The organism is Variovorax saccharolyticus, assembly GCF_030316765.1.
Classification (GTDB): Bacteria; Pseudomonadota; Gammaproteobacteria; order Burkholderiales; family Burkholderiaceae_C; genus Variovorax; species Variovorax saccharolyticus.
Map to the genome: position 1 here is coordinate 109,441 of NZ_JASZYT010000002.1, position 26,469 is coordinate 135,909.

Annotated in this window: 28 protein-coding genes; 21 read left to right on the forward strand and 7 right to left on the reverse strand. The window is 67.5% G+C overall.

Translation table 11 applies throughout. The features are described 5' to 3' along the window. The first annotated feature begins 47 nt into the window (after positions 1 to 47). Complete coding sequence (mrdA, locus tag QTI45_RS06475) at positions 48 to 2,024, forward strand: penicillin-binding protein 2 (protein ID WP_286370920.1); 1,977 nt, start codon at positions 48 to 50, stop codon at positions 2,022 to 2,024. A gap of 3 nt (positions 2,025 to 2,027) precedes the next feature. Here mrdA and QTI45_RS06480 read toward each other — a convergent pair whose 3' ends face one another. Continuing rightward, positions 2,028 to 2,786: a sulfite exporter TauE/SafE family protein gene (locus QTI45_RS06480; RefSeq protein ID WP_286370921.1), complete on the reverse strand. Its 759-nt coding sequence runs from the start codon at positions 2,784 to 2,786 to the stop codon at positions 2,028 to 2,030. 289 nt (positions 2,787 to 3,075) lie between these two features. Continuing rightward, positions 3,076 to 4,704 carry a GMC family oxidoreductase gene (locus QTI45_RS06485; protein ID WP_286653824.1) on the reverse strand — a complete coding sequence of 543 codons (1,629 nt, stop codon included), beginning with the start codon at positions 4,702 to 4,704 and terminating at the stop codon, positions 3,076 to 3,078. A gap of 171 nt (positions 4,705 to 4,875) precedes the next feature. On the opposite strand from QTI45_RS06485, the gene QTI45_RS06490 reads away from it, so the two are divergent. The 5 genes from QTI45_RS06490 (at position 4,876) to QTI45_RS06510 (ending at position 9,084) form a co-directional block, all read left to right on the forward strand. Then, entirely contained in the window at positions 4,876 to 6,042 is a 1,167-nt protein-coding gene (locus tag QTI45_RS06490; protein WP_286653825.1) for an MlaE family ABC transporter permease, read from the forward strand. Positions 6,043 to 6,127: 85 nt separating this feature from the next. Continuing rightward, entirely contained in the window at positions 6,128 to 6,955 is an 828-nt protein-coding gene (locus tag QTI45_RS06495) for an ABC transporter ATP-binding protein (RefSeq protein ID WP_286653826.1), read from the forward strand. 5 nt (positions 6,956 to 6,960) lie between these two features. Further along, positions 6,961 to 7,944: an MlaD family protein gene (locus tag QTI45_RS06500; protein WP_286653827.1), complete on the forward strand. Its 984-nt coding sequence runs from the start codon at positions 6,961 to 6,963 to the stop codon at positions 7,942 to 7,944. A 20-nt stretch (positions 7,945 to 7,964) separates the two neighbouring features. Then, complete coding sequence (locus QTI45_RS06505) at positions 7,965 to 8,609, forward strand: ABC-type transport auxiliary lipoprotein family protein (RefSeq protein ID WP_286653828.1); 645 nt, start codon at positions 7,965 to 7,967, stop codon at positions 8,607 to 8,609. 22 nt (positions 8,610 to 8,631) lie between these two features. Beyond that, the gene (locus tag QTI45_RS06510; protein WP_286653829.1) at positions 8,632 to 9,084 is read left to right on the forward strand and encodes a metallophosphoesterase family protein; all 453 of its coding nucleotides are present in this window, start codon (positions 8,632 to 8,634) and stop codon (positions 9,082 to 9,084) included. A 147-nt stretch (positions 9,085 to 9,231) separates the two neighbouring features. Here QTI45_RS06510 and QTI45_RS06515 read toward each other — a convergent pair whose 3' ends face one another. Then, positions 9,232 to 9,873, reverse strand: a complete 642-nt coding sequence (locus QTI45_RS06515; protein ID WP_286371175.1) for a MarC family protein — start codon at positions 9,871 to 9,873, stop codon at positions 9,232 to 9,234. A 14-nt stretch (positions 9,874 to 9,887) separates the two neighbouring features. Further along, the gene (locus QTI45_RS06520; RefSeq protein ID WP_286370928.1) at positions 9,888 to 10,634 is read right to left on the reverse strand and encodes an SDR family oxidoreductase; all 747 of its coding nucleotides are present in this window, start codon (positions 10,632 to 10,634) and stop codon (positions 9,888 to 9,890) included. A gap of 74 nt (positions 10,635 to 10,708) precedes the next feature. On the opposite strand from QTI45_RS06520, the gene QTI45_RS06525 reads away from it, so the two are divergent. From QTI45_RS06525 to QTI45_RS06535, 3 genes are all read left to right on the forward strand, one after another. Beyond that, positions 10,709 to 11,329 carry a 2-hydroxychromene-2-carboxylate isomerase gene (locus QTI45_RS06525; RefSeq protein ID WP_286653830.1) on the forward strand — a complete coding sequence of 207 codons (621 nt, stop codon included), beginning with the start codon at positions 10,709 to 10,711 and terminating at the stop codon, positions 11,327 to 11,329. A 2-nt stretch (positions 11,330 to 11,331) separates the two neighbouring features. Beyond that, positions 11,332 to 12,015, forward strand: coding sequence for a dienelactone hydrolase family protein (locus QTI45_RS06530; protein ID WP_286653831.1), 684 nt, complete (start codon positions 11,332 to 11,334; stop codon positions 12,013 to 12,015). 64 nt (positions 12,016 to 12,079) lie between these two features. Next, a complete protein-coding gene (locus QTI45_RS06535) occupies positions 12,080 to 12,916 on the forward strand; it encodes an amidohydrolase family protein (RefSeq protein ID WP_286654304.1) in 837 nt (278 codons plus the stop codon). Here QTI45_RS06535 and QTI45_RS06540 read toward each other — a convergent pair. Beyond that, positions 12,909 to 13,808, reverse strand: coding sequence for a LysR family transcriptional regulator (locus QTI45_RS06540; RefSeq protein ID WP_286653832.1), 900 nt, complete (start codon positions 13,806 to 13,808; stop codon positions 12,909 to 12,911). The two genes, QTI45_RS06535 and QTI45_RS06540, sit on opposite strands and share 8 nt — an antisense overlap. A gap of 121 nt (positions 13,809 to 13,929) precedes the next feature. Between QTI45_RS06540 and QTI45_RS06545 the strand changes: the two genes are divergently transcribed. Then, positions 13,930 to 14,280: an alpha/beta hydrolase gene (locus QTI45_RS06545; protein WP_286370932.1), complete on the forward strand. Its 351-nt coding sequence runs from the start codon at positions 13,930 to 13,932 to the stop codon at positions 14,278 to 14,280. A 213-nt stretch (positions 14,281 to 14,493) separates the two neighbouring features. Then, a complete protein-coding gene (locus QTI45_RS06550; RefSeq protein ID WP_286370933.1) occupies positions 14,494 to 14,859 on the forward strand; it encodes a DUF4148 domain-containing protein in 366 nt (121 codons plus the stop codon). A gap of 70 nt (positions 14,860 to 14,929) precedes the next feature. Here QTI45_RS06550 and QTI45_RS06555 read toward each other — a convergent pair whose 3' ends face one another. Together QTI45_RS06555 and hemB are read right to left on the reverse strand one after the other, a co-directional pair. Continuing rightward, a complete protein-coding gene (locus QTI45_RS06555) occupies positions 14,930 to 16,066 on the reverse strand; it encodes a magnesium transporter CorA family protein (RefSeq protein WP_286653833.1) in 1,137 nt (378 codons plus the stop codon). A gap of 42 nt (positions 16,067 to 16,108) precedes the next feature. Then, entirely contained in the window at positions 16,109 to 17,110 is a 1,002-nt protein-coding gene (gene hemB, locus QTI45_RS06560; protein ID WP_286653834.1) for a porphobilinogen synthase, read from the reverse strand. Positions 17,111 to 17,433: 323 nt separating this feature from the next. Between hemB and QTI45_RS06565 the strand changes: the two genes are divergently transcribed. From QTI45_RS06565 to rpsJ, 10 genes are all read left to right on the forward strand, one after another. Further along, positions 17,434 to 17,862: a CopD family protein gene (locus QTI45_RS06565; RefSeq protein ID WP_286653835.1), complete on the forward strand. Its 429-nt coding sequence runs from the start codon at positions 17,434 to 17,436 to the stop codon at positions 17,860 to 17,862. A gap of 5 nt (positions 17,863 to 17,867) precedes the next feature. Continuing rightward, a complete protein-coding gene (locus tag QTI45_RS06570; RefSeq protein ID WP_286370937.1) occupies positions 17,868 to 18,989 on the forward strand; it encodes a VanZ family protein in 1,122 nt (373 codons plus the stop codon). 9 nt (positions 18,990 to 18,998) lie between these two features. Further along, positions 18,999 to 19,352: a (2Fe-2S) ferredoxin domain-containing protein gene (locus tag QTI45_RS06575; RefSeq protein ID WP_286370938.1), complete on the forward strand. Its 354-nt coding sequence runs from the start codon at positions 18,999 to 19,001 to the stop codon at positions 19,350 to 19,352. Positions 19,353 to 19,364: 12 nt separating this feature from the next. Next, positions 19,365 to 19,997 (forward strand): alpha/beta hydrolase, encoded by a 633-nt coding sequence (locus QTI45_RS06580; protein WP_286370939.1) that lies wholly within the window; start codon positions 19,365 to 19,367, stop codon positions 19,995 to 19,997. A 24-nt stretch (positions 19,998 to 20,021) separates the two neighbouring features. Next, complete coding sequence (locus QTI45_RS06585) at positions 20,022 to 21,191, forward strand: D-alanyl-D-alanine carboxypeptidase family protein (protein WP_286370940.1); 1,170 nt, start codon at positions 20,022 to 20,024, stop codon at positions 21,189 to 21,191. Between the two features lie 169 nt (positions 21,192 to 21,360). Then, positions 21,361 to 21,738, forward strand: coding sequence for a 30S ribosomal protein S12 (gene rpsL / locus QTI45_RS06590; RefSeq protein ID WP_013543948.1), 378 nt, complete (start codon positions 21,361 to 21,363; stop codon positions 21,736 to 21,738). Between the two features lie 147 nt (positions 21,739 to 21,885). Then, the gene (gene rpsG, locus QTI45_RS06595; protein WP_077002363.1) at positions 21,886 to 22,359 is read left to right on the forward strand and encodes a 30S ribosomal protein S7; all 474 of its coding nucleotides are present in this window, start codon (positions 21,886 to 21,888) and stop codon (positions 22,357 to 22,359) included. Positions 22,360 to 22,446: 87 nt separating this feature from the next. Further along, entirely contained in the window at positions 22,447 to 24,549 is a 2,103-nt protein-coding gene (gene fusA, locus QTI45_RS06600) for an elongation factor G (RefSeq protein ID WP_286370941.1), read from the forward strand. Positions 24,550 to 24,657: 108 nt separating this feature from the next. After that, positions 24,658 to 25,851: an elongation factor Tu gene (gene tuf, locus QTI45_RS06605; RefSeq protein ID WP_286370942.1), complete on the forward strand. Its 1,194-nt coding sequence runs from the start codon at positions 24,658 to 24,660 to the stop codon at positions 25,849 to 25,851. 23 nt (positions 25,852 to 25,874) lie between these two features. Next, positions 25,875 to 26,189, forward strand: a complete 315-nt coding sequence (gene rpsJ, locus QTI45_RS06610) for a 30S ribosomal protein S10 (RefSeq protein WP_028250951.1) — start codon at positions 25,875 to 25,877, stop codon at positions 26,187 to 26,189. Positions 26,190 to 26,469 lie beyond the last annotated feature (280 nt).

Here is a 26,469-nt window from a genome sequence, read left to right on the forward strand (position 1 = left end):
CAGGCCCATTGCCTGCGGGCTTCGTGCGGCCTTAAGCTTCGCCCCCAATGACAGAGATCCGCAACGTCGCCGCCGACCTCTCCCGCTTCAGGCGGCGGGTGATCGTGATCGGCCTGGTCGTGCTCACGGCCTTCGGGCTGCTCTGCGCGCGGCTGGTCTACCTGCAGGTAGTGCGCCACGAGGACCTGGCCGAGCAGGCCGAGAGCAACCGCACGGCGATCGTGCCGGTGGTGCCCAACCGCGGCCTCATCCTCGACCGCAACGGCATCACGCTGGCCTCCAACTACTCGGCCTACACCCTCGAGATCACGCCTTCCAAGGCCGGCAACCTCGAGGAGACCATCGACGCCCTGACCGAAGTGCTCGAGATCTCGCCGCGCGACCGCCGCCGCTTCAAGCGGCTGCGCGAAGACTCCCGCAGTTTCGACTCGGTGCCGATCCGCACCCGCCTGAGCGATGAGGAAGTGGCCCGCTTCGCGGCCCAGCGCTACCGCTTCCCGGGCGTCGAGATCAAGGCCCGGCTGTTCCGCAACTACCCCCATGGCGAGCTCGCCAGCCACGTGCTGGGCTACATCGGCCGCATCAACCAGGCCGAGAAGACGGCCATGGAAGACTGGGAAGACGAAGACCTCGCCAACTACAAGGGCACCGAGTACATCGGCAAGCTCGGGATCGAGCAGAGCTACGAGAAGACGCTGCACGGCCAGACCGGCGTCGAGCAGATGGAGACCTCCGCCGGCGGCCGAGCGGTGCGCCGCCTCGCGGCCCATCCGGCGACACCCGGCAACACCGTCATGCTGTCGCTCGACATCAAGCTGCAGAAGCTGGTCGAGGACATGTACGGCGAGCGTCGCGGCGCCCTGGTCGCCTTCGATCCCAAGACCGGCGAGATCCTGGCTTTCGTCAGCAAGCCCACCTTCGACCCCAACCTGTTCGTCGAGGGCATCGACAGCGAGAGCTGGAAGGAACTCAGCGAGTCGCTCGACAAGCCGCTGCTCAACCGCGCGCTGCGCGGCACCTATCCGCCGGGCTCGACCTACAAGCCCTTCATGGCGCTGGCGGCACTGCAGACCGGCAAGCGCGGGCCCAGCGTGGTGGTCAACGATCCGGGCTACTTCAACTTCGGCGGCCACCGCTTCGGCAGTCCCGAAGGCAACATCGGCGGCGTCGACATGCGGCGCTCGATCCAGCTGTCGAGCAACATCTACTACTACTCGCTGGCCAACGAGATGGGCGTCGACCTGATCCACGATTCGATGAAGCCGCTGGGCTTCGGCCAGATCACCGGCATCGACATCAACGGCGAGGTGCGCGGCGTGCTGCCCAGCACCGAATGGAAGCGCAACGCCTACCGCCGGCCCGAGCAGAAGAAGTGGTATGCCGGCGAGACCATCTCGCTGGGCATCGGCCAGGGCTACAACACCTTCACGATGCTGCAGCTGGCGCAGGCGACCGCGATCGTGGCCGACGGCGGCATCAAGCACCGGCCGCACCTGGTGCTGGCGATCCGCGACACGGTCACGGGCGAAATCAAGCCGGTGGTGCAGCCGCCGGGCGAGAACCTCGGCTACAAGCCTTCCGACGTCGCCGTGATCCGCGAGGGCCTGACCGCGGTGGTCACCAGCGGCACGGCGCGCGGCGTGTTCGCGGGCGCCGGCTACCAGGCGGCCGGCAAGACCGGCACCGCGCAGGCGGTGGGGATGGCGCAGAACACCAAGTACAACGCCAAGGCGCTCGAGGAGCACCAGCGCGACCATGCGCTGTTCATGGCTTTCGCGCCAGCCAGCGATCCCAAGATCGCGGTGGCGCTGATCGTCGAGAACGCCGGCTGGGGCGCCGGCGCCGCGGCCCCGATCGCACGCCGCGTGTTCGACTACTGGCTCATGAACCAGTATCCGAGCGAGGCCGACATGGCGGCGATCCAGATCGGCAAGGCGACAGCGCCGATCGGCAAGCCGCGAGTCGCCAGCGAGGTCGCGTGGCCGCCCGCCGGCACGGCGGCGCAGGCCGCGGCCGCCCCCTAGCCTTCAGCGAAAGAACGCGTCGTAGGCGGTCTTCAGGATGAGGGCGCCGACGACGACGATGAACACCTTGCGCACGAAGACCGCGCCGTGCCTGATGGCGACGCGGGCGCCGATCACGCTGCCGGCCACGTTGGCGACCGCCATGGTCAGCGCCAGCGGCCACAGCACATGGCCCTTGAGCCCGAACAGCAGCAGCGCGCCGAGGTTCGTCATGGTGTTGAGCAGCTTGGCCGAGCCGGCCGCATTGAGGAAGTCGTAGCCCAGCCAGCGCACGAACAGGAACACGAAGAAGCTGCCGGTGCCGGGCCCGAAGAAGCCGTCGTAGAGGCCGAGCAGGACGCCGATCGAGCAGGTGGCCAGCAGTTCGGCGCGGCCGCTGAAGCGCGGCGCATGGTGGTGGCCGAGGTCCTTGCGTGCCAGCGTGTAGAGCAGCAGGGCGACCAGCACCAGCGGCAGCAGCTTGCGCAGGAAATCCCCCGGCACCACGGTCACGGCCCAGGCGCCCGCCAGCGAGCCCGCGAAGGCCAGGGCGCCGGCCGGCAGCAGGGTATGCCAGCGCAGCCCGACGCGATGGTGGAACTGGGCCGCGGCCGCGGCGGTGCCCCATACCGAGGCGCTCTTGTTGGTGCCCAGCAGGGTGGCGGGGGCGGTGCCCGGCAGCACGCTGAACAGCGCCGGCACCAGGATCAGGCCGCCGCCGCCGACGATGGAATCGATGAAACCCGCGAACAGCGAGGCGAGGGTCAGCACCAGAACTTCCATGGGGGCTGGATTGTCTCATTCCGGCTTGCTATCCATTTGATAGCGCTACCCCGGCGCCCCCGCTGGTGGATCGCCCAAAAGAAAAGGCGCCGACTTGCGGCGCCTTGTCAAAAAAACGGCATCTCGATCGGATGCCTTGTCTAGCTTGTTCTGGTTCTTGGAAAGATGTCTCCTCGGTCCCCCGCGCTGCGGGCAGGCCCGTTTGCGAGTGCCGAGACTTTAATTCGGCGCACCGTGCCAGTGCATCGGGGATTACCCGCCAACCAACACGAATTGATACATCACAGAGTCACAGTGCTGCTTCGCGCACCCATTCGGACGCCTTCTCGGCCAGCATCAAGGTCGGGCTGTTGGTGTTGCCGCTGGTGATCGTCGGCATGGCGCCGGCATCGACCACCCGCAGGCCCTGGATGCCGCGCACCCGCAGGCGCGAATCCAGCACCGCCATCGGATCGCCGTCGGCGCCCATCCGGGTGGTGCCCACCGGATGGAAGATGGTGGTCGCGATGTCGCCCGCCAGCCGCGCCAGTTCCTCGTCGCTCTGGTATTGCACGCCGGGCTTCCATTCCTCGGGCGCGTACTTCGCCAGCGCGGGCTGGGCCGCGATGCGGCGCGTGACGCGCAGCGAATCGGCCGCCACCTTGCGGTCCTCGTCGGTGCTCAGGTAGTTGGGCGCGATCGCCGGCGCGTCGCCGAACTTGCCGCTCTTGATGCGCACCGTGCCGCGGCTGGTCGGGTTCAGGTTGCAGACGCTGGCGGTGAAGGCCGGGAAGCTGTGCAGCGGCTCGCCGAAGGCGTCGAGCGACAGCGGCTGCACGTGGTACTCGAGGTTCGGCCATTCGAGTTCCGGCGAGCTGCGCGTGAAGGCGCCGAGCTGCGAGGGCGCCATGCTCATCGGCCCGCTGCGCTTGAACAGGTACTCCATGCCGATCTTCGCCTTGCCGTAGAGCGAGGAGGCCAGCACGTTGAGGGTCGGCGCGTCCTTGATCTTGTAGACCGCGCGGATCTGCAAGTGGTCCTGCAGGTTGGCGCCGACGCCCGGCAGGTCGGCCACCACCTCGATGCCATGCTGCGCGAGCAGGTCGGCCGGGCCGATGCCCGAGAGCTGCAGCAGCTGCGGCGAGCCGATGCTGCCGGCGCACAGCAGCACCTCGCGCGTGGCGTGCGCCGTGACCATCTCGTGGCCGTCCCAGACCTGCACGCCGGTGCAGCGCCGCGAGCCGTCGGGCTGGGTCTCGACGATCAGCTTCGTCACGTGGGCGTTGACCCACATCTCGAAGTTGGGCCGGCCATAGCAGGTCGGGCGCAGGAAGGCCTTGGCGGTGTTCCAGCGCCAGCCGTCCTTCTGGTTGACCTGGAAGTAGCCCACGCCCTCGTTGCTGCCGCGGTTGAAGTCGGTGCTGTGCGGGATGCCGGCCTCCTGCGCGGCCTGCGCGAAGGCATCGAGGATGTCCCAGCGCAGGCGCTGCTTCTCGACCCGCCATTCGCCGCCGGCGCCGTGCATCTCGTCGGCGCCGAGGTAGTAGTCCTCGTGCTTCTTGAAGGCCGGCAGCACGTTGCTCCAGCGCCAGGTGTCGTCGCCGGTGAGCGCGGCCCAGTTCTCGTAGTCGCGCGACTGGCCGCGCATGTAGATCATGCCGTTGATGCTCGAGCAGCCGCCCAGCGTCTTGCCGCGCGGGTAGCGCAGCGTGCGGCCGTTGAGCCCCGCGTCGGGCTCGGTGCTGTAGAGCCAGTCGGTGCGCGGATTGCCGATGCAGTACAGGTAGCCCACCGGGATGTGGATCCAGTGGTAGTCGTCCTTGCGGCCGGCCTCGATCAGCAGCGTGCGCTGCTGCTTGCTGCGGGTCAGGCGGTTGCACATCAGCGCGCCGGCAGTGCCGCCGCCGATCACGATGTAGTCGAAGGTGGTGTCGCTCATTCGGGTCTTGCTTGTCTCTTGTCGTTGTGGGTGATCGGCCACCGGATTGTGGCAAACCCCGGGGGATGCGCGGATCGCCTACGTCCGGGGGCGGTAATCCGGAGGGCCGGCGCAGACGCACCCGGTTACGATGTTGCGCTCGTTTTGCTTCACGACCCCTGCGCCGCCCTCATGCCGACCGATCTGCCGATGCCCGCCGAAGCGCCAGAAGCGCGGGGCGCGCAACCGCGCGTCGACGAACGCGAGCAGGAGGGCGGGCGATGGGCGGTCGCCAGCGGCCGCTGGACCGTGCTGGCGATGTCGTCGGCGCCGGCCTGGGCCGCACTGGCCGACAGCCTGAAGGGCGTCCCGGCGCGGAACGACCGGCCCTGGGACCTGCGGCCGATCGACCAGCTCGATCACATCGGCGCCCAGCTGCTCTGGAACCACTGGGGACAGGCCTGGCCGGCGCGGCTCGAAATGGACTCGCAGCACAAGGCGGTGCTCGACCAGGTCGCGCTGTACACCTGCAGTGCACCGGTCGAACCCCCGGTCACGCTGGCGCAGCGCTTCAAGGCCTTCGCCCACAACGGGCCGCGGATGATGATCGTGGCGCGCGATTTCCTGGCGCTCATCGGCCAGCTCACGCTCGACCTCGGCAAGCTGCTGCGCGCACCGCACCGCGGCCCCTGGCGCGACTTCTCCGGCCAGATCTACCAGTTCGGCACCACCGCGCTGCCGATCACCGCGCTGGTCGGGCTGCTGATCGGCGTCGTGCTGGCCTACCTGACCTCGCAGCAGCTGCGCCAGTACGGCGCCGAGACCTTCATCGTCAACATCCTGGGCCTGTCGCTGATCCGCGAGCTCGGGCCGGTGCTGGCGGCGGTGCTGATCGCCGGCCGCTCGGGCTCGGCGATCACGGCGCAGATCGGCGTCATGCGGGTCACCGAGGAACTCGACGCGATGCGCGTGATGGGCATCCCGCACGGCTTCCGGCTGGTGATGCCACGCGTGCTGGCGCTGGCGATCACGATGCCGCTGATCAGCATGTGGACCTCGATGGCGGCGCTGTTCGGCGGCATGATCGCGGCCGACCTGGCGCTCGACATCTCGCCGGCCTATTTCATCTCGGCGCTGCCGCGCGCGGTGCCGATGTCGAACCTGTACCTCGCGTTGTCCAAGTCGGCGGTGTTCGGCGTGCTGATCGCGCTGATCGGCTGCTACTTCGGCATGAAGGTCAAGCCCAACACCGAGAGCCTCGGCCGCGGCACCACCTCGTCGGTGGTGACCTCGATCACGGTGGTGATCCTGGTCGATGCGCTGTTCGCGGTGCTGTTCAAGGGCGTGGGGCTGCGCTGATGAGCGCCGCGCCGGGCCGCCCCAAGCAAGCTCGCGCCCCCTCGGGGGGCAGCGAGGACACGAAGTGCCGAGCGTGGGGGATCCAATGAACCACGAGTTCCCACCGGATGCCGAGCGCGTGGTCGAGATCCGCAAGCTCTGGACCGTCTTCAAGTCGCCCGACGGCGACCAGGTGGTGCACCGCGACCTCGATCTCACGATCGTGCGCGGCGAGGTGCTGTCGCTGGTGGGCGGCTCGGGCACCGGCAAGACCGTGCTGCTGCGCCAGATCCTCGGGCTCGAGCATCCGACGCGGGGCGAGGTCACGGTGCTCGGCCGGCCGCCGACGCAGCTCAGCGCGGCGGGCGCCGCCAACGTGGGCATGCTGTTCCAGCACGGCGCGCTGTTCTCGGCCTTCAGCGTGCTCGACAACATCGCCTTCCCGCTGCGCGAACTCAAGCTCCTGCCCGACGACCTGATCCGCGATGCCGCGCTGGTCAAGCTGCAGATGGTCGGGCTGAGTCCGCAGCAGGCGACCAAGAGCCCGGCCGATCTCTCGGGCGGCATGATCAAGCGGGTCGCGCTGGCGCGCGCGCTGATCATGGACCCGCCCCTGCTGCTGCTCGACGAGCCCACCGCCGGCCTCGATCCGGACAGCGCCGACGGCTTCTGCGACCTGCTGCGCGGCCTGCACCGCGAGCTCGGCCTGACGGTGGTGATGATCACGCACGACCTCGACACGCTGTTCGACCTCAGCAGCCGGATCGCGGTGCTGGCCGACCACAAGGTGATCGTCTCGGGGACCACGCGCGAGGTGATCGCCTATCCGCATCCGTTCATCCACGATTACTTCCTCGGCGGCCGCGGCCAGCGCGCCATGGAAGCACTGCACGAAGGGACGGCCAGCCGGCCGGCCCCGCTGTCTGAAAGGTAGCCGCCATGGAAAACAAGTCCCATGCCCTCGCCGCCGGAGCCTTCGTGCTCGGCCTGGTCGCGGTGCTGATCGCGCTGGTGGTCTGGCTCACGCGCGACAGCACCGTGCGCAACATCTACGAGCTTTCGACCCGCGACGCGGTGAGCGGCCTGCAGCCGCAGGCGATGGTGCGCTACCGCGGCATCGCGGTCGGCCGGGTCAGCTCGATCGACTTCGATCCCAAGGTGAAGGGCAATGTGCGGGTGCGCATCTCGGTCGACGAGAAGGTGCCGCTCACCACCTCGACCTTCGCGACACTGAGCTACCAGGGCGTGACGGGCCTGGCCTTCATCGCGCTCGACGACAAGGGCGAGTCGCAGGTCTCGCTGGTGCCCGACAACGACAATCCGCCGCGCATCCCGCTCAAGCCTTCGCTGCTGGCCCAGCTGCAGGACCGCGGCGAAATCATCATCGGCCGCGTCGAAGAGGTCACCAAGCGGGTCAACGCGGTGCTCGGCGACGACAACCAGAAGCGCATCGCCGACGCGCTCGAGAACATCTCGGCCGCCGCGGCGGGCGCCAACCAGCTCACGAAGTCGCTCGACAACACGGTCAAGACCGGGCTCAATCCGGCGCTCAAGGCGCTGCCGCCGCTGATCGACCGCACGCGCGAGACCATGGTCGCGGTCAAGGGCGCGGCCACGGATGTCTCGCGCGTATCCAACAACCTCAACGGCACCGTGACCCGCCTGAACGCCAAGGACGGTCCGCTCGACCGCCTCGGCGACGGCACCAAGGCGCTGTCGCAGGCGGTCGATTCGTTCAACAACGCGACGCTGCCGCGCGTGAACCGGGTCGCCGACGACACCTCGCGCGCGGTGCGCCGCCTCGGCCGCGCGGCCGACGGCATCAGCGACAACCCGCAGTCGCTGCTGTTCGGCAACGGCGGCGTGGTCGCAGGTCCCGGCGAAGCCGGCTTCTCTGCGCCGGCGGCCTCTGCAAGTCCGTGAAGGCCCATTCCATGATGTCAATGAACGCTCTCAAGCACTCCCTCGCCGGCCTGGCCGCCGCGCTGCTGCTGGCGGGTTGCGGCGCACTGCCCGACAAGCCGGCGCGCGCCGCCCTCTACGATTTCGGCCCCGGCAGCACGCCGACCGCGACCGCGGGAGCGGCGGCGCCGCGCGCGCTGCCGATGATCGCGCTGGCCGAGGTCGATGCCAACTCGCGGCTCGACGGCACCCAGCTGCTGTACCGGCTTGGCTATGCGGATTCGAACGAGCTGCGGCCCTACGGCCAGTCGCGCTGGAGCCAGCCGCCGGCGCAGCTGCTGCGCCAGCGCCTGCGCGAGGCGCTCTCGGCCGGCCACACGGTGCTCGGCCCGGAGGAGAGCGCCACCATCGCCCGTACCGAGGGCCGGCTGCCCGACACCTTGCGCGTCACGCTCGAGGAGTTCAGCCAGTACTTCGAGGCGCCCGACCGCAGCGTCGGCCTGGTGCGCGTGAGCGCCACGCTGACCCGCAGCCAGCCTGGCGGCGACAAAGTGCTGGCGCAGCGCAGCTTCACCGCGCGCAAGCCGGCGCCGACGCAGGACGGGCCCGGCGGCGTCAAGGCGCTGGCCGCATCCAGCGATGCGGTGGTGGCCGAGCTGGTGGCCTGGGTCGACCAGGCCCGCTGAACCCCGAGCCGTCGGCGACCGCATGCGCATCGGCGTGATCTCCGACACCCACGGGCTGCTGCGGCCCGAGGCGCTGGCCTTCCTGCAGGGCAGCGACCGGATCGTGCATGGCGGCGACATCGGCGGGCCCGAGATCCTCGACGCCCTGTCGGCGATCGCGCCGCTGACCGTGGTCCGCGGCAACAACGACGGCGCCGCCTGGGCCGATGGCGTGCCGGACACGGCGCTGCTGGAAGTGGGTGGCCTGCGGCTGTTCGCGATCCACGACTTGGCGCAGCTGCGCATCGACCCGGTCGCCGCAGGCATCCGCGTCGTGGTCAGCGGCCATTCGCACCGCCCGCTGGCCGAGCAGCGCGGCCCGGTGCTCTACCTCAATCCGGGCAGCGCCGGTCCGCGCCGCTTCAAGCTGCCGATCTCGGTCGCCGAACTGCGCATCGAGGGCGACGCGATCACGCCGCGGCTGGTCGCGCTGTAGTGTTTCAGTGCTCCACCGCGCGGTGCGGGACCACGACCTGTGAAACCGGCGCGGCCAAGGCCAGGGATTCCGCGGATCTGGCTTCGCCAGGCCGCTGGTATCGCCCCCCTCGAGGGGGGAAGCGCCGCAGGCGCTTCGGGGGGTGTTTCAATTCCCCCGGTGCAGCACCGGGAACAGGGTGCCCAGTCCGTCGGCCATCACCTCGACCGCCAGCGCCGCGAGGATCAGCCCCATCAGGCGCGTCATGACGTTGATGCCGGTCTTGCCGAGCACGCGCGCGATCGGCTCGGCCAGCGAGAAGGTGACGCCGGTCGCCAGGCCGATCACGATGCCGTAGCCGACCAGGATCGCCAGCTCCCAGACATGCTGCGTGCGGTCGGCGAAGATGACCACCGTCGACATAGTGGCCGGGCCGGTCAGCAGCGGGATCGTCAGCGGCACCACCGCGATCGAGGCGCCGAGCGAGGCCTTCACCTCGGTGGCGCGGATCTCGTCCTTGTTGGTCTTCGACTCGGCCGGCTCGGCGTTCAGCATCGCCAGCGAGCTGATCAGCAGCAGCATGCCGCCGCCGACCTGGAAGCTCGCGATCGAGATGCCGAAGAAGGACAGCAGCTGCAGCCCCAGCAGGGCGCTGACCGCGATCACCACGAAGGCGCTGAAGGCCGACACCCAGGCCGTGCGCTTGCGCTGGTGGTCGGTGCAGCCTTGCGTGTAGTGGATGAAGAAAGGCACGATCGCCAGCGGATTCACGATGGCCAGCAGCGTGATCAGCGGCTTGATCAGGTCCATCGTGGGTGTCGCCATCAGCGTCCGCCCGTGACGTCGAGGAAGGTGCCCGTGACGTAGCCGGCCTCGGCAGAGAGCAGCCAGATGATGCCGCTGGCCACTTCATCGGCCGTGCCGGTGCGCTTCATGGGCACGGTCGAGGCCAGCTGGAAGGCGCGGTCGGGCAGGCCGCCGGAGGCGTGGATCTCGGTGTCGATCAGGCCCGGGCGCACCGCGTTGACGCGGATGCCTTCGCCGGCCACCTCCTTGGCCAGTCCGACCGTGAAGCTCTCGATCGCGCCCTTGCTGGCGGCGTAGTCCACGTACTGGCCGGGCGAGCCGAGCCGCGCGGCCGCGCTCGACAGATTGACGATCGCGCCGCCGCTGCCGCCGTGCCTGGTGCTCATGCGCCGGACCGCCTCGCGGGCGCAGACGAAGCTGCCGATGACGTTGATGCGCAGCATGCGCTCGAGCCGCGCCACGCCGATCTCGTCGACCCGGGCCTGCATGTCGACCACGCCGGCGTTGTTGACCAGCCCCGTGAGGCGCCCCAGCTTGGCGTCGACCTTCTCGAACATCGCCAGCACCTGGGCCTCGTCGCCGACATCGGCCTGGACCGTGATCGCGGTGCCGCCGGCGGCGCGGATGCTGCGCACCACCTCGTCGGCGGCCAGCGAGTTGCTGGCGTAGTTGACCGCCACCGCCCAGCCGCGCCGCGCCGCCTGCAGCGCCGTCGCGGCGCCGATCCCGCGGCTGCCGCCGGTAATCAGGAGAACCTGGTCCAAATCCCACCTCCTGCACGAAAGCCGTGCCTCAGTTAAAACCGTCCGGGTCGGATTACATCATCGAGGAGACGCTCTTGAGCCGCACCATCGACTACTACTTCACGCCGCAAAGCCCCTGGACCTACCTCGGGCACGCGCGCTTCGCCGCCATCGCCAAAGCCGCGGGCGCCACGGTGCGCGTGCGGCCGATCGACTTCGGCGCCGTGTTCCCGGTTTCGGGCGGCCTGCCGCTCGGCAAGCGGGCGCCGCAGCGGCAGGCCTATCGCCTGGTCGACCTGGCCCGCTTCTCGAAGCACCTCGACATCGAACTCAATCCCAAGCCCAAGTTCTTCCCGGTCGCCAGCGACGATGCCGCGCGCCTCATCATCGCGGCCGACCTGCGCGACGGCAACGAGGCCGCGATGAAACTGTGCGGCGCGGTGTTCGCGGCGGTCTGGGTCCAGGAGCGCAACATTGCCGACCCGAAGGTGCTCGAGGCGTTGGCGGCAGAATGCGGGCTCGACGCCCGCCGCTGCGACCAGGCCCAGAGCCAGACCGTGCAGGAGCGCTACGAGGACTACACCCAGCAGGCCATCGACTGCAAGGTCTTCGGCGCCCCGAGCTACGTGATCGACGGCGAGATCTTCTGGGGCCAGGACCGGCTCGATTTCGTCGAACGCGCATTGAAGCAACAACCAATTCACCAAGGAGCATGACCATGGGTCAAGTTATCGATCTCACCGCCAAAGACGGTTTCACCTTTCCCGCCTACGTCGCCGAACCGGCGGGCAAGCCCAGGGGCGCGGTGGTCGTGGTGCAGGAGATCTTCGGCGTCAATTCGCACATCCGCTCGGTGGCCGACGGCTACGCGGCCGAGGGCTACCTGGCGGTCGCGCCGGCCACCTTCCACCGCGTGAAGCAGGGCGTCGAACTGGGTTACACCGATGACGACATGAAAGCCGGCTTCGCGCTCAAGACCGCGGTCGAGGCGCTGCCGGCGCCGGGCGTGCTGCAGGATATCCAGGCCGCGGTCGACTACGCGGCGCGCGCCGGCAAGGTCGGCATCGTGGGCTACTGCTGGGGCGGGCTCCTGACCTGGCGGGCGGCGGCCGAGGTGTCGGGCCTGGCGGCGGCCGCGCCCTATTACGGCGGCGGCATGACGACGCCGGAAGAAAGCGCGCGCCAGCCCAAGGTGCCGGTGCTGGTCCATTTCGGCAACAACGACCACTGGATTCCGCTCGATACGGTCGATGCCTTCAAGAAGGCGCACCCGGAGGTCGAGGTCCATGTCTACGAATGCGGCCACGGCTTCAACTGCGACCAGCGCGGTTCCTACGACGCGGCGGCCGCCAAGCTCGCCAAGGAGCGCACGCTGGCCTTCTTCGGCAAGCACGTCGGCTGAGCCGGGCGCCGTGGCGGCCGTTCGCCGGCGCATCGTCGCTGCCGCGCTGAGCGCGCTGGCCGCGATGCCCCTTGCCTGGTCGGCCGACTACGCCGGCCCGCTGTTCGACACCCACCTGCACTACAACCAGGAGGCCTGGGACGGCAACACCGGGCCCTATCCGCCGGCCGAAGCGCTGGCGCGGATGCAGCGCAACGGCGTCAAGGCGATCGTCGCCAACTCGCGCCCCAACGCCGGCACGCAGACGCTCGCGGCCGCCCGCGAAGCGCGCGATGCCGGCGTGGCAGTGGTGCCCTTCGTGCGGCTCTACCGCAATCGCGACGACTACGACAACTGGTTCCGCGACGACACCATCTACGAGATGGTGCTGGCCGAACTGGCCCGCGGCACCGCCAGCGGGCCCTACAAGGGGCTGGGCGAGTTCCACCTCTACGACAGCGCCAATGCGAACGGGCCGGTGGCCAGGAAGCTGATCGCGCTCGCCGACCAGAAGCAGCTCGCGGTGCTCGCGCACGTGGACGACAGGGCGATCGACCTGCTGATGGCGCATGCGCCGTCCCAGGGCAGGGCGCTGCGCCTGATCTGGGCCCACACCGGCATCGGCGGCCCCTCGATCGAGCGGGTCCAGGCGCTGCTGGAGCGCTACCCGCAGCTGATGGGCGAGCTGTCGTACCGGCCGGGGCTCACCTGCGAAGGCGGCAAGCTGTGCCCCGAATGGCGCGCGCTGATCCTCAAGTACCCGGGACGCTTCCTGGTGGGCTCCGACACCTGGGTGAACCAGCGCTGGAGCGCCTACGACGAGATCATGCGCGGCTACCGCGCGTGGCTGGGCGACCTGCCGCCGGAGGTCGCCCAGCGCGTTGCCTGGGGCAACGCGGCGGCGCTGTTCGGAATCAACTGACCGGCTCGGGGTCCCGCACCCGCGCCTCGAGAAAGTCCAGCAGGGCCCGCAGCGCCGCGCTGTTGTGGCGGCGCTGCGAATAAGCCGCATACAGCCACAGGTCGCGCGGCATGAACTCCCTCAGCACCGGCACCAGCGCGCCACGCTCGATGTGCGACTGCGCCATGATCATCGGCACGCAGACCGCCCCCAGCCCGGCCAGCGCCACCCCGACCAGCGGCGCCGCGTCGTTGGCGTCCATGCGGCTGGTGACCGGCACGCTGTAGGGCTGGCCGTCGACCTCGAACGGCAGTTGCGGCCCGCCGCCCGCCAGCGAGTACGTCAGGACATCGTGCCGGCGCATGTCGTCGGGCTTCTTCGGCATGCCGCGCCGGGCCCAGTAGGCCGGCGTCGCGCACAGGGCCAGGTCCATCAGGCGCAGCCGGCGCACGATCACGTTCTCGTCGCGGATGCGGCCCAGCCGCAAGGCCACGTCGACCCCTTCCTCGACCAGGTCGATCACCCGGTTGCTCAGGTGCAGGCTCACGTGCACGTCGGGGTAGGTGATCATGAACTCGCCGATCAGGCCCGCGAAACTGCTCTGGCCCAGCCCGTGCGGTGCCGTGACGCGCAGCCGTCCGCGCGGGTGTCCGGCGTGCCCCTGCAACTCCGATTCGGTCCGCTCGATCATCTCCAGCAAGGGCTTGCTGCGCTCCAGCAGCAGGTGGCCGGCGTCGGTCAGGCTGACCGAGCGCGTGGAGCGGTTCAGGAGGCGGACGCCGAAGCGGGTCTCGAGCAGCGCCACGTACTTGCTGGCGTTGGCCTTGGACATCCCGAGCGAGTTGGCGGCGCGGGAGAAGCTGCCGCGCAAGGCAACTTCACGAAAGGTTTTGAGCAGTTCCAGACCGTCCATGGCACTCCATTGTTTCCATTTGATGAACACCTTGGTTCTTTTTCCTAGGGTTTTTACCTAGAAATCCGAGGCAAACTCTATCCCACTGAGCCTCCTCACCAGACAACCAAAGGACATCCCAATGAAGACCTCGAAGATCATCGCCGCCGCCGCCCTCTCGATCCTGGCCGCCGCCGGTGCCCAGGCCGAGACCTACGAAGGCGTGCACGCTCCGGTCTCGACCCAGAGCCGGGCCGAAGTCAACGCCCAGGCCGTGGCCGCTGCCCGCAGCGAGAACCCCTACGCAGAAGGCGTGTCCTCGCGCGTCGCCCCGGCGCTGACCGCCTCGGCCGACCGTTCGGTGATCCGCTCGCAAGCCGTCGCCACCGCCCATGAAGCCAACCAGAACCTGGACCGCAAGGCGTTCGTGAACAGCGTGGTGCCCGCGCAGTACAACATCGCCCGCCCGGTGACGCAGCGCGCCGGCCTCTGATCCGGGTCTTGCGGCACGAAGAGCCGGCCGCGCGAAAGCGCGGGCCGGCTTCTTCTTTACGGGCTGTGGGAAAGCTCATTGTTTCGCTCCAGGAAACGCGGTGTCTCTTTTCTCGGTGTTTTCCCCTAGGGTTTTCGTTCGACACTCGCTCGCACAGGCCAGCGACCGCGAGCCTGGTTCGAAACCAACTCCGAAGAAATCAAAGGAACTGACATGAAGACCTCCCGCATCCTCGCCGCTGCCGCACTCTCCCTCCTCGCAGCCGCTGGCGCCCATGCCGAAAGCTATGACGGCGTCCACAGCAGCGTTTCGGCCAAGAGCCGCGACGAAGTTAACGCCGAAGCCGTCCGTACCGCCTCGGCGCCGAACCAGAACGTGACCCGCGGTTCGCGCGGCGCCGAGCCTTTCAACTCGGTCGCCAACCCGGAAGCCGTGCGCGCCCAGGCCATCGCCACCGCCAACGCACCCGACCAGAACGTGGTCGGCGGTTCGCGCGTCAACAGCCGCGTGATCTCGACCATGAACAAGGCCGAACCGCGCGTGCAAGCCCAGAAGGACGGCGCCGCCACGGCCAAGTAAGCCGGGCGCTGCCCGAAAGGAAGCCGGAAGGTGCGCGAGCGCCTTCCGGCTTTTTCATTGGGGGAGCGGGTCAGCGGGTGCGGGCCAGGTAGCGCTTGCGCCAGAAGACGACGATCAGGATCGCCGCAATCACCCCCATCGACCCCATGGCGATCCAGAAACCGTCGGCCTTGTGCACCAGCGGGATGAACTCGAAGTTCATGCCGAAGATGCCGGCGATCAGGTTCAGCGGCAGGAACACCGCGGTCAGCGCGGTCAGCACCCGCATGATGTCGTTGGCGCGGTGGCCCTGGACGCTGAAATGCATCTGGACCGCGGTCTCGGCGTTCTGCTCGAGGCGGCGCACGTGATGCACCACGCGCTCGATGTGCTCGAGCACGTCGCGGCTGCGCACCATGACGAGTTCCCGCTCGCGTTGCTCGGCGGCGCCGGTCGGCGTGGGCTGGGTCTCGAGCGAATCGATCCAGTCCTGGATCGCCCCGCGCTGGTCCTCGCAGATTTCGTCCAGGTGGTAGAGCGACTGGCGGGATTCCATCAGCGCGCTCCAGTTGGTGAAGCGGCTGTGCGGGTCGATCAGCTCGGCCTGCCAGTGGTCGAGCTGGCGGGTCAGGTCGCGCCGCAGGTCGAGGTAGGCGTCGACGATCTGGTTGATCACGCGCAGCATGAGGTCCGACGGGCCCGAGGGGATTCTCGAAGAGACCGCGCGCACGTCGAGCGCCGGGTCGGCGCTGCGGCCGCGCTCGCCCGGCGCCGCGGCGGCGAGCAGCTTGGCGGCGAAGGCGTCGCGCACCGTGCCGTCCTCGGGATGGACCGACAGCAGCACCCGGTCGAAGACCGCGAAGCCCACGGGCCGGGTGTCGACCCGGCGCAGCACGCTCGGACCGCCGCGGGCGGGGCCTTCGGCCTTGGGATGCGGCCCCTTGCCGTTGGATGCGGCCAGCCGCCGGAACACCAGCAGGTCGTACTGAGAGGTGTAGTCGTAGCGCGAGGGCAGCTGGTCGTTGAGCAGGTCGCTCACGTGCAGGTCGAGCAGCAGCGTGCCGCAGAGCGACTGCAGGACTTCCTGCACCTGCGCCAGCGAGGCCTGGAGCTCCGCGCGGGTCAGCGAAAGCCACAGGTAGCCGCGCTCGCAGGCGCCTGGCGCCGCCATCGGCGCCAGGGCGTCGTGCTCGGAGACCTGGGGGCCGTCGATCTTGAAGATGCGCATAGGGCGCGAGATTCCTTTAGTTCTTGTCTGTCCCGCAAGGTCTCACGCATTCAACAGCTTGGCGGCGTCCAGCGCGAAATAGGTGAGGATGCCGTCGGCCCCGGCGCGCTTGAAGGCCAGCAGGCTCTCGAGCATCACGGCGTCGTGGTCCAGCCAGCCGTTCTGCGCCGCCGCCTTCAGCATCGCGTATTCGCCGCTGACCTGGTAGGCGAAGGTCGGCACCCGGAACTCGTCCTTCACCCGCCGCACGATGTCCAGATAGGGCATGCCGGGCTTCACCATCACCATGTCGGCGCCCTCGGCGATGTCGATCCCGACCTCGCGCAGCGCTTCGTCGCTGTTGCCAGGGTCCATCTGGTAGACCTTCTTGTTGCTCTTGCCGAGGTTGGCGGACGAGCCGACCGCGTCGCGGAACGGGCCGTAGAACGCGCTCGCGTACTTGGCGCTGTAGGCCATGATGCGCGTATGGACGTCTCCGCGCGCTTCGAGCGCGCTGCGGATCGCGCCGATCCGGCCGTCCATCATGTCGCTCGGCGCCACGATGTCGACGCCGGCGCGCGACTGCGCCAGCGCCTGCCTGACCAGCACCTCGACCGTCGGGTCGTTGAGGATGTAGCCGCTGTCGTCGAGCAGCCCGTCCTGGCCGTGGCTGGTGTAGGGGTCCAGCGCCACGTCGGTCATCACGCCGAGTTCGGGAAAGCGCGACTTGAGCGCGGCCACCACGCGAGGAATCAGCCCGTCGGGGTTGAAGGCTTCGTCGCCGGCCGGCGTCTTGAGCCCGGCATCGATGACGGGGAACAGCGCCATCACCGGAATGCCGAGCGCCACGCACTGTTCCGCGACCGGCAGCAGCAGGTCGAGACTCAGCCTTTCCACCCCCGGCATCGAAGCCACGGCGTCGCGGCGCTTCTCGCCCTCCTGGACGAACACGGGATAGATCAGGTCATGGGCAGAGAGCGAATGCTCACGTACCAGGTTGCGCGTGAACGCGTCCCGGCGCAGCCGGCGCGGCCGACCCGCGGGAAAGGGGGCGTGGATGGTCATGTCGAAAATTGTGCCCCAAGAGTGTGCTGCTGCCGGAACGGGCCCGGCGTGGTCTTCGAAGAGTAACCAATCCGTTAGTACTAGGGGTTTTAACCATTAGTTCAAAAAAACGGCTCCGTTGCTTGATAGGTTGTTTTGCCTTTGTTAAATTCTGTCTTGGGCGGCTTGCCGCTCCCCGCTTTTCCTCCCTGAGCGGGTGCCTTGATGTGTGACAGCAAAAGGGCTTCCCAAGCCCGACGTTTTGACGTCGGGCTTTTTTTTGCGCGTCCGCCAGCGCAGCGACCGCGCGCTCGCGGCGTGGACGCGACCACTAAACTGCCGCCATGCTCTGGGTCAAATCGCTGCACATCGTCTTCATCGCCAGCTGGTTCGCCGGGCTGTTCTATCTGCCGCGCATCTTCGTCAACCTGGCGATGGTCGCCCCCGAATCGGTCGCCGAACGCAGTCGCCTGCTCCTGATGGCGCGCAAGCTCTTCCGCTTCACCACCTTCCTGGCGCTGCCGGCGCTCGGCTTCGGGCTCTGGCTCTGGCTCGGCTATGGCATCGGGCGCGGGCCGGGCAACGGCTGGATGCATGCCAAGCTGGCCCTGGTGCTGGTGGCGATCGGCTATCACCACGGTTGCGGCGTGCTGCTGCGCCGCTTCGTGGCCGGCACCGATCGCCGCAGCCATCGCTTCTACCGCTGGTTCAACGAGCTGCCGGTGCTGCTGCTGCTCGCGATCGTGGTGCTCGTGGTGGTCAAGCCGTTTTGAATGCGGTGGCCACCCAGCACAAGTCCATCGCCTTGCCCCTGGCGCTCGCCTATGCGGCCCTGATCGTCTACGCCAGCCTTTATCCCTTCGCCGACTGGCGCGACCAGGGGATCGCGCCCTGGGCCTACCTGGCGGCGCCCTGGCCCAAGTACTGGACCGCCTTCGACCTGGGCATCAATGTCGTCGGCTACATGCCGCTGGGCTTCCTGGCCGCGATCGCGGTGATTCGCAACCGTCCGGCGGTCGGCGTCGTGCACGCCGTGCTGCGCGCCACCGCGGTCGGGGCGGCGATCGCGTTCGCCATGGAAACGCTGCAAAGCTACCTGCCTGCGCGCATCCCTTCCAACGTCGACCTCGGGCTCAACATCGCCGGCGCACTCGCGGGCGCGGTGCTGGCGGCCGTGCTCGAACGGCTGGGCGCGGTGGCGCACTGGCACCGGACGCGCTCCAACTGGTTCGTCGACGATTCGCGCGGCGGCCTGGTGCTGCTGGCCCTGTGGCCGATCGCGCTGCTCTTCCCGGCGGCCGTGAGCTTCGGACTGGGCCAGGTGTTCGAACGGCTCGAGGCCGGCATCGCCGACTGGCTGGTCGACACGCCCTTCATCGACTGGATGCCGGTGCGCGAGTTCGAACTCGAGCCGCTGGTGCCGGGGGTCGAACTGCTTTGCGTCATGCTGGGCGCGCTGGTGCCCTGCCTGCTGGGCTTCCTGGTCACCCGTTCGGTCGCCCGGCGCGCGATCCTGCTGCCGACGATCCTGCTGGCGGGGGTGGCGGCTTCGGCCTTGTCGGCGGCGCTGAGCTACGGTCCGCCGCACGCCTGGGCCTGGCTCAGCCTGCCGGTGCAGATCGGGATCGCGGCGGCATTGTTCATCGGCGTGCTGCTGCTGGGCGCGCCCCGGCGCTTCTGCGCGGCCCTGCTGCTCATCGCGCTGGTGGTGCACCTGAGCCTGTTGAACCAGGCGCCCGAGAGCGCCTACTTTGCGCAGACGCTGGCGACCTGGGAGCAGGGGCGTTTCATCCGCTTCCACGGCCTGGCCCAATGGCTGGGCTGGGTCTGGCCTTTTGCAACCCTTGCTTACGTGCTGGCCGTGCTGTCGCGCAGGGCGCCGGCGGCGCCGGCTCAATAGAATGAGCCGATGTCGAGTTCCAGCATTCCCACGCCGGCGGGCTACTACGGCCGCCACATCTTCTTCTGCCTGAACGAACGCAAGGGCGACGAGGACTCCTGCTCCAAGCACGAGGCGCAGGCCGGCTTCGACCGCTGCAAATCGCGCGTGAGGGAGGCTGGACTGGCCGGGCCCGGCAAAGTCCGGGTCAACAAGGCCGGCTGCCTCGACCGCTGCGCGGGCGGACCGGTCGCCGTGGTCTATCCGGAGGCGGTCTGGTACACCTTCTTCGATGCCGACGACATCGACGAGATCGTCGAATCGCACCTGAAGAACGGCCAGGTGGTCGAGCGCCTGCTGCTGCCGCCCGATGTCGGCCGCTGAGGGTCGGTGCCCATGAATTCCCAGACCGAGAAGATCCAGATCAAGGGCGCGGCCGGCACCATCGACGTGCTGCGCGACCGCGCCGCGCAAGGCACGCCGGCGCTCGGCGTGGCCGTGATCGCGCATCCGCATCCGCTGTTCGGCGGCACCATGGACAACAAGGTGGTGCAGACGCTGGCGCGCGCCTTCGTCGCCTGCGGCTGGACCGCCGTGCGTTTCAACTTCCGCGGCGTCGGTGCCAGCGAGGGCGTGCACGATGAAGGGCGCGGCGAATGCGAGGACATGCGCGCGGTGGTCGAACAGCTGGCGCCCGAGGGGCCGCTGGCGATCGCCGGCTTTTCCTTCGGCGCCTTCGTCGCCAGCTGCGCGATCGAAAAACTCTGGGCCGTGCGCGACATCCGCCATGTGGTGCTGATCGGCACCGCGGCGGCACGCTTCTCGGTCGCGACGCTGCCCCTGGAAGCCCACGAGCGCGCGCTGGTGGTGCACGGCGAGCACGACGACACGGTCCCGCTGGCCGCGGTGATGGACTGGGCCCGCCCGCAGTCACTTCCTGTCACAGTCGTCCCCGGAGGCGGCCATTTCTTTCACGGACAATTGCCCCTCCTCAAGAATCTCGTGGTCCGCCATCTGCGCGCGGGCTAGTCTTTTCCGTCTTCTCGCTCCCCCATGAATCGTTTCGTCGAAGCGCTGCGCGCGTTCGCCGTGGCCGCAGCCGCATCTTTCTGCCTTGCCGCCGGGGCCCAGGTCCCGTCGCCGCCCGAGATCGCCGCCCGCAGCTTCCTGCTCATGGACATCACGGCCAACCAGATGCTGGCGCAGAAGGACATCGACAGCCAGGTCGAACCGGCCTCGCTGACCAAGCTGATGTCGGCCTACCTGGTGTTCGACGCCCTGCGCGCCAAGAAGATCACCCTGACGCAGACCCTGCCGGTCAGCACCCGGGCCTGGAAGATGCCCGGCTCGCGGATGTTCATCGATCCCAAGATGCAGGTGCCGGTCGAGGACCTGATCAAGGGCCTGATCGTGCAGTCGGGCAACGACGCCACGGTGGCCCTGGCCGAAGGCGTGGGCGGCACGGTCGAGCATTTCGTCGAACTCATGAACGAGCAGGCCAAGGCGCTCGGCATGAAGAACACGACCTACAAGAATCCGGAGGGCCTGACCGAACCGGGCCACACCACCACGGCGCGCGACCTGAGCATCCTGGCGACGCGCCTGATGCGCGACTTCCCCGAGTTCGTGCACTACTACGCGATCAAGAAGTACCGCTTTCCCGGCACGCCGTCGACCAACGACACCAACCGCAACCTGCTGCTGTTCCGCGACCCGACCGTCGACGGCCTGAAGACCGGCCACACCCAGGCGGCCGGCTACTGCATGATCGTCACCGCCAAGCGCGATTTCCCGAACCTGACGGGCGGCCGCCGCCTGCTGTCGATCGTGCTCGGTGCGTCCAGCGAGAACGTGCGCGCCAACGAGTCGCAGAAGCTCCTGAACTGGGGCTACACGGCCTTCGACGCGGTCCGCCTGTTCGAGGCCAACCAGGCCGTGGCGACGCCGGCGGTCTGGAAGGGCAAGGAGAACACCGTCAAGCTGGGCCGGCCCGAGGCCATCGTGGTCGCCGTCCCCGCCGGCTCGGCCAGCAAGATCAAGACCCAGGTGGTGCGCCCCGACCCGCTGGTCGCGCCCTTCACCAAGTTCCAGCCGATCGGCGCGCTGAAGATCACGCTGGGCGAGGAGCCCGTGACCGAGGTGCCGCTGGTGGCGCTGGATGCGGTGCAGCAGGCCGGTGTCCTCGGCCGCGCCTGGGACGCCGTCCGGCTCTGGATCAAGTAGCACCGGGTCGGGCTCATAAAGTTGGCCCAACCTGGCGGCGAGTGTTGTATACTCGTGGGCTTTTCGGAAATTCCGAAGGGATTCACGTTTTCGACCAATTCTTGGTCGTTTCCCCGTCCGGCCGGTTCACGCCTAGGGCCTTCGGGGCAGTTTTGGGACTTATTCATTCATGCCAACCATCAATCAACTGGTGCGTCAGGGTCGGACGGTCGAAAAGATCAATTCGAAGAGCCCTGCCATGCAGAACTCGCCGCAACGTCGCGGTGTCTGCACCCGGGTCTACACCACGACCCCGAAAAAGCCGAACTCGGCGCTGCGAAAGGTCGCCAAGGTGCGCCTGACCAACGGCTTCGAAGTCATTTCCTACATCGGCGGCGAAGGCCACAACCTGCAGGAACACAGCGTCGTGCTGGTTCGCGGCGGTCGTGTCAAGGACTTGCCCGGTGTTCGCTACCACATCGTGCGCGGTTCGCTCGACTTGCAAGGCGTGAAAGACCGCAAGCAGTCGCGTTCCAAGTACGGCGCGAAGCGTCCCAAGAAGGCCTAAGGCTTTCTGCAATTCATTCAGCGGTGTTCGGGTGCCCTGGCCGGCGCATCGAACGAAGTGACCCGATATTGGGTCGAGTAAGTGAGAGTTCTTGTTGGCTCTCGCGGTGCCTGCAAAGGCGCCAACTGAAGCAAAGAGGTTAGAAAAATGCCACGTCGTCGCGAAGTCCCCAAACGTGAAATCCTGCCGGATCCCAAGTACGGCAATGTCGAGCTGTCGAAGTTCATGAACGTGATCATGGAAGGCGGCAAGAAGGCTGTTGCCGAGCGCATCATCTATGGTGCGCTCGACCAGATCGAGAAGAAGAACCCGGGCAAGGACCCGCTGGAAGCTTTCACCATCGCCATCAACAACGTGAAGCCGATGGTCGAAGTGAAGTCGCGCCGCGTCGGTGGCGCGAACTACCAGGTGCCGGTCGAAGTCCGCCCGGTCCGTCGTCTGGCGCTGTCGATGCGCTGGATCAAGGAAGCCGCTCGCAAGCGCGGCGAAAAGTCGATGGCCCTGCGTCTGGCCAACGAACTCATGGAAGCCACGGAAGGCCGTGGCGGCGCCATGAAGAAGCGCGATGAAGTGCACCGCATGGCCGAGGCCAACAAGGCCTTCAGCCACTTCCGCTTCTAAGAGCTCGTCCCCCCAAATCAGACAGGCTGGAAGCCCGACCCACCGAGAGCGGTGGGCGGGCTTTCATCCGTTAACGGAGTAAATTTCATGGCACGCAAGACCCCCATCGAGCGCTACCGCAATATCGGTATCTCGGCGCACATCGACGCCGGCAAAACGACCACGACCGAACGCATCCTGTTCTACACCGGCGTGACCCACAAGCTGGGCGAGGTGCATGACGGCGCCGCGACCACCGACTGGATGGAGCAGGAACAAGAGCGCGGCATCACGATCACCTCGGCGGCCGTGACCTGCTTCTGGAAGGGCATGGACCACTCGATGCCCGAGCACCGCATCAACATCATCGACACCCCGGGCCACGTGGACTTCACGATTGAAGTCGAGCGCTCGATGCGCGTGCTCGACGGCGCCGTGATGGTGTACGACTCGGTCGGCGGCGTGCAGCCCCAGTCCGAAACCGTCTGGCGCCAGGCCAACAAGTACCAGGTGCCCCGCCTCGCGTTCGTCAACAAGATGGACCGCGTCGGCGCCAACTTCTTCCGCGTGCGCCAGATGATGGTCGACCGCCTGAAGGCCAACCCCGTGCCGATCGTGATCCCGATCGGTGCCGAAGACAAGTTCCAGGGCGTGGTCGACCTTCGCAAGATGAAGGCCATCTACTGGGATGAAGCCTCGCAAGGCATGAAGTTCGACTACCGCGAAATCCCGGCCGAACTGCTCGAGTCCGCCAAGGAATGGCGCGAGAAGATGGTCGAGAGCGCTGCCGAAGCTTCGGAAGAGCTCATGAACAAGTACCTCGAAGAGGGCGACCTCACCGAGGCAGAGATCACGTTCGGCCTGCGCACCCGCACCATCGCCGGCGAGATCCAGCCGATGATGTGCGGCAGCGCGTTCAAGAACAAGGGCGTGCAGCGCATGCTCGACGCCGTGATCGAGCTGATGCCCTCGCCGATGGACATCCCGCCGGTCGAAGGCACCGACGACGACGAGAAGGAAACCAGCCGCAAGCCCGCCGACGAGGAGAAGTTCTCGGCGCTGGCATTCAAGCTCATGACCGACCCCTACGTCGGCCAGTTGACCTTCGTGCGCGTCTATTCGGGCGTGCTGAGCAAGGGCGACACCGTCTACAACCCGGTCAAGGGCAAGAAGGAACGCATCGGCCGTATCGTGCAGATGCACGCCAACGAGCGCCTTGAAATCGACGAAATCCGCGCCGGCGACATCGCCGCCTGCGTGGGCCTGAAGGACGTCACGACCGGCGAAACGCTGTGCGACCCCGACGCGATCATCACGCTCGAGCGCATGGAATTCCCCGAGCCCGTGATCTCGCAGGCCGTCGAGCCGAAGACCAAGGCCGACCAGGAAAAGATGGGCATCGCGCTGCAGCGCCTGGCTTCCGAAGATCCGTCGTTCCGCGTGCGTTCGGACGAAGAATCCGGCCAGACCATCATCTCCGGCATGGGCGAGCTTCACCTCGAAATCATCGTCGACCGCATGAAGCGCGAGTTCGGCGTCGAAGCCAACGTCGGCAAGCCGCAGGTGGCCTACCGCGAAACCATCCGCAAGACGGTCGAAGATGCCGAAGGCAAGTTCGTTCGCCAGTCGGGCGGCAAGGGCCAGTACGGCCACGTGGTGCTCAAGCTCGAGCCGAACGAAGCCGGCAAGGGCTTCGAGTTCGTCGACGCGATCAAGGGCGGCGTGGTGCCGCGCGAGTACATCCCGGCGGTCGAAAAGGGCGTGATCGAAGCGCTGACGCAAGGCGTGCTGGCCGGCTACCCGGTCGTCGACGTCAAGGTCACGCTGCACTTCGGTTCGTACCACGACGTGGACTCGAACGAAATGGCCTTCAAGATGGCCGCGATCTTCGGTTTCAAGGAAGGCGCCCGCAAGGCTTCGCCGGTGATCCTCGAGCCGATGATGGCCGTGGAAGTCGAAACGCCCGAAGACTACGCCGGCAACGTGATGGGCGACCTCTCGTCGCGTCGCGGCATGGTGCAGGGCATGGACGACATGATCGGCGGCGGCAAGCTCATCAAGGCTGAAGTCCCGCTGTCGGAAATGTTCGGCTACTCGACCACGCTGCGCTCGGCCACGCAAGGCCGCGCCACGTACACGATGGAATTCAAGCACTACTCCGAAGCACCGCGCAACGTGGCCGAAGCCATCGTGGCCTCGCGCTCGAAGTAATCCCGATCTGTCTGCGACCCTGTGCCTCTCGTTGCCCGTGGCGAGAGAAGCAGCAACAGGGTGCAGACGTTAAACCTCACACGGGCAATGCTCTTTCAAGGATAGAAAATGGCAAAAGGAAAATTCACCCGCACGAAGCCGCACGTCAACGTGGGCACGATCGGTCACGTGGACCATGGCAAGACGACGCTGACGGCGGCGATCGCCACCGTGCTGTCGGCCAAGTTCGGCGGCGAAGCGAAGGCCTACGACCAGATCGACGCGGCTCCTGAAGAAAAGGCACGCGGCATCACGATCAACACCGCGCACGTCGAGTACGAAACGGCCAACCGCCACTACGCACACGTCGACTGCCCCGGCCACGCCGACTACGTGAAGAACATGATCACCGGCGCCGCCCAGATGGACGGCGCGATCCTGGTGTGCTCGGCCGCTGACGGCCCGATGCCCCAGACCCGCGAGCACATCCTGCTGGCGCGCCAGGTGGGTGTGGGCTACATCATCGTGTTCCTGAACAAGTGCGACATGGTCGACGACGCCGAACTGCTCGAGCTGGTCGAAATGGAAGTTCGCGAACTCCTCGACAAGTACGAGTTCCCTGGCGACGACACCCCGATCATCCATGGCTCGGCCAAGCTCGCTCTCGAAGGCGACAAGGGTCCCCTGGGCGAACAAGCCATCATGAAGCTGGCCGAAGCGCTGGACACCTACATCCCGACGCCCGAGCGCGCCGTGGACGGTACCTTCCTGATGCCGGTCGAAGACGTGTTCTCGATCTCGGGCCGTGGCACGGTGGTGACGGGCGCGGTCGAACGCGGCGTGATCAAGGTCGGTGAAGAAATCGAAATCGTGGGCATCCGCCCGACGGTCAAGACCACCTGCACCGGCGTGGAAATGTTCCGCAAGCTGCTGGACCAAGGTCAAGCGGGCGACAACGTGGGCGTGCTGCTGCGCGGCACGAAGCGCGAAGAAGTCGAGCGTGGCCAAGTCCTGTGCAAGCCGGGCTCGATCAAGCCGCACACGCACTTCACCGCCGAGGTGTACGTTCTGTCGAAGGACGAAGGCGGCCGTCACACGCCGTTCTTCAACAACTACCGTCCGCAGTTCTACTTCCGCACGACCGACGTCACGGGCGCGATCGAGCTGCCGAAGGACAAGGAAATGGTCATGCCGGGCGACAACGTGTCGATCACGGTCAAGCTGATCAACCCGATCGCGATGGAAGAAGGCCTGCGCTTCGCCATCCGTGAAGGCGGCCGCACCGTGGGTTCGGGCGTCGTGGCAAAGATCCTCGACATCTGATTCGAAGCAGCGAAGGAATCACCATGGCTACCAAGCAAAAAATCCGCATCCGCCTGAAGGCGTTCGACTACAAGCTGATCGACCAGTCGGCAGCCGAGATCGTCGATACCGCCAAGCGCACCGGCGCGATCGTCAAGGGCCCGGTGCCCCTGCCGACCCGCATGAAGCGTTTCGACATCCTGCGTTCGCCGCACGTCAACAAGACCAGCCGCGACCAGTTCGAGATCCGCACGCACCAGCGCCTGATGGACATCGTCGACCCGACCGACAAGACCGTGGACGCGCTGATGAAGCTCGACCTGCCGGCCGGCGTCGACGTCGAGATCAAGCTGCAGTAACGCCTCGTTGCTTCAGGTAAAGCCCGCTCGCAGCAGTGCGAGCGGGCTTTGTTTTTAGGCCGTCTGCTGGCATTCTCGGCGCACGGCACATCGTCGCCGGACTTTGGTGATAGGTACAAGTAAATGCAGGGAACGTGGTTTTGGCGCGGCGTGGGGTCGCTGGGAATCTTGCTGGTGGGCGCGTGTGGCGGTGGTGGCGGAGGCGGCGGCGGGTCCGGCTTCGCGTCAGTGGCCGGTGTTCCCGGCGCGACCACCGTGACACTGAGCGGCACGGCAACCT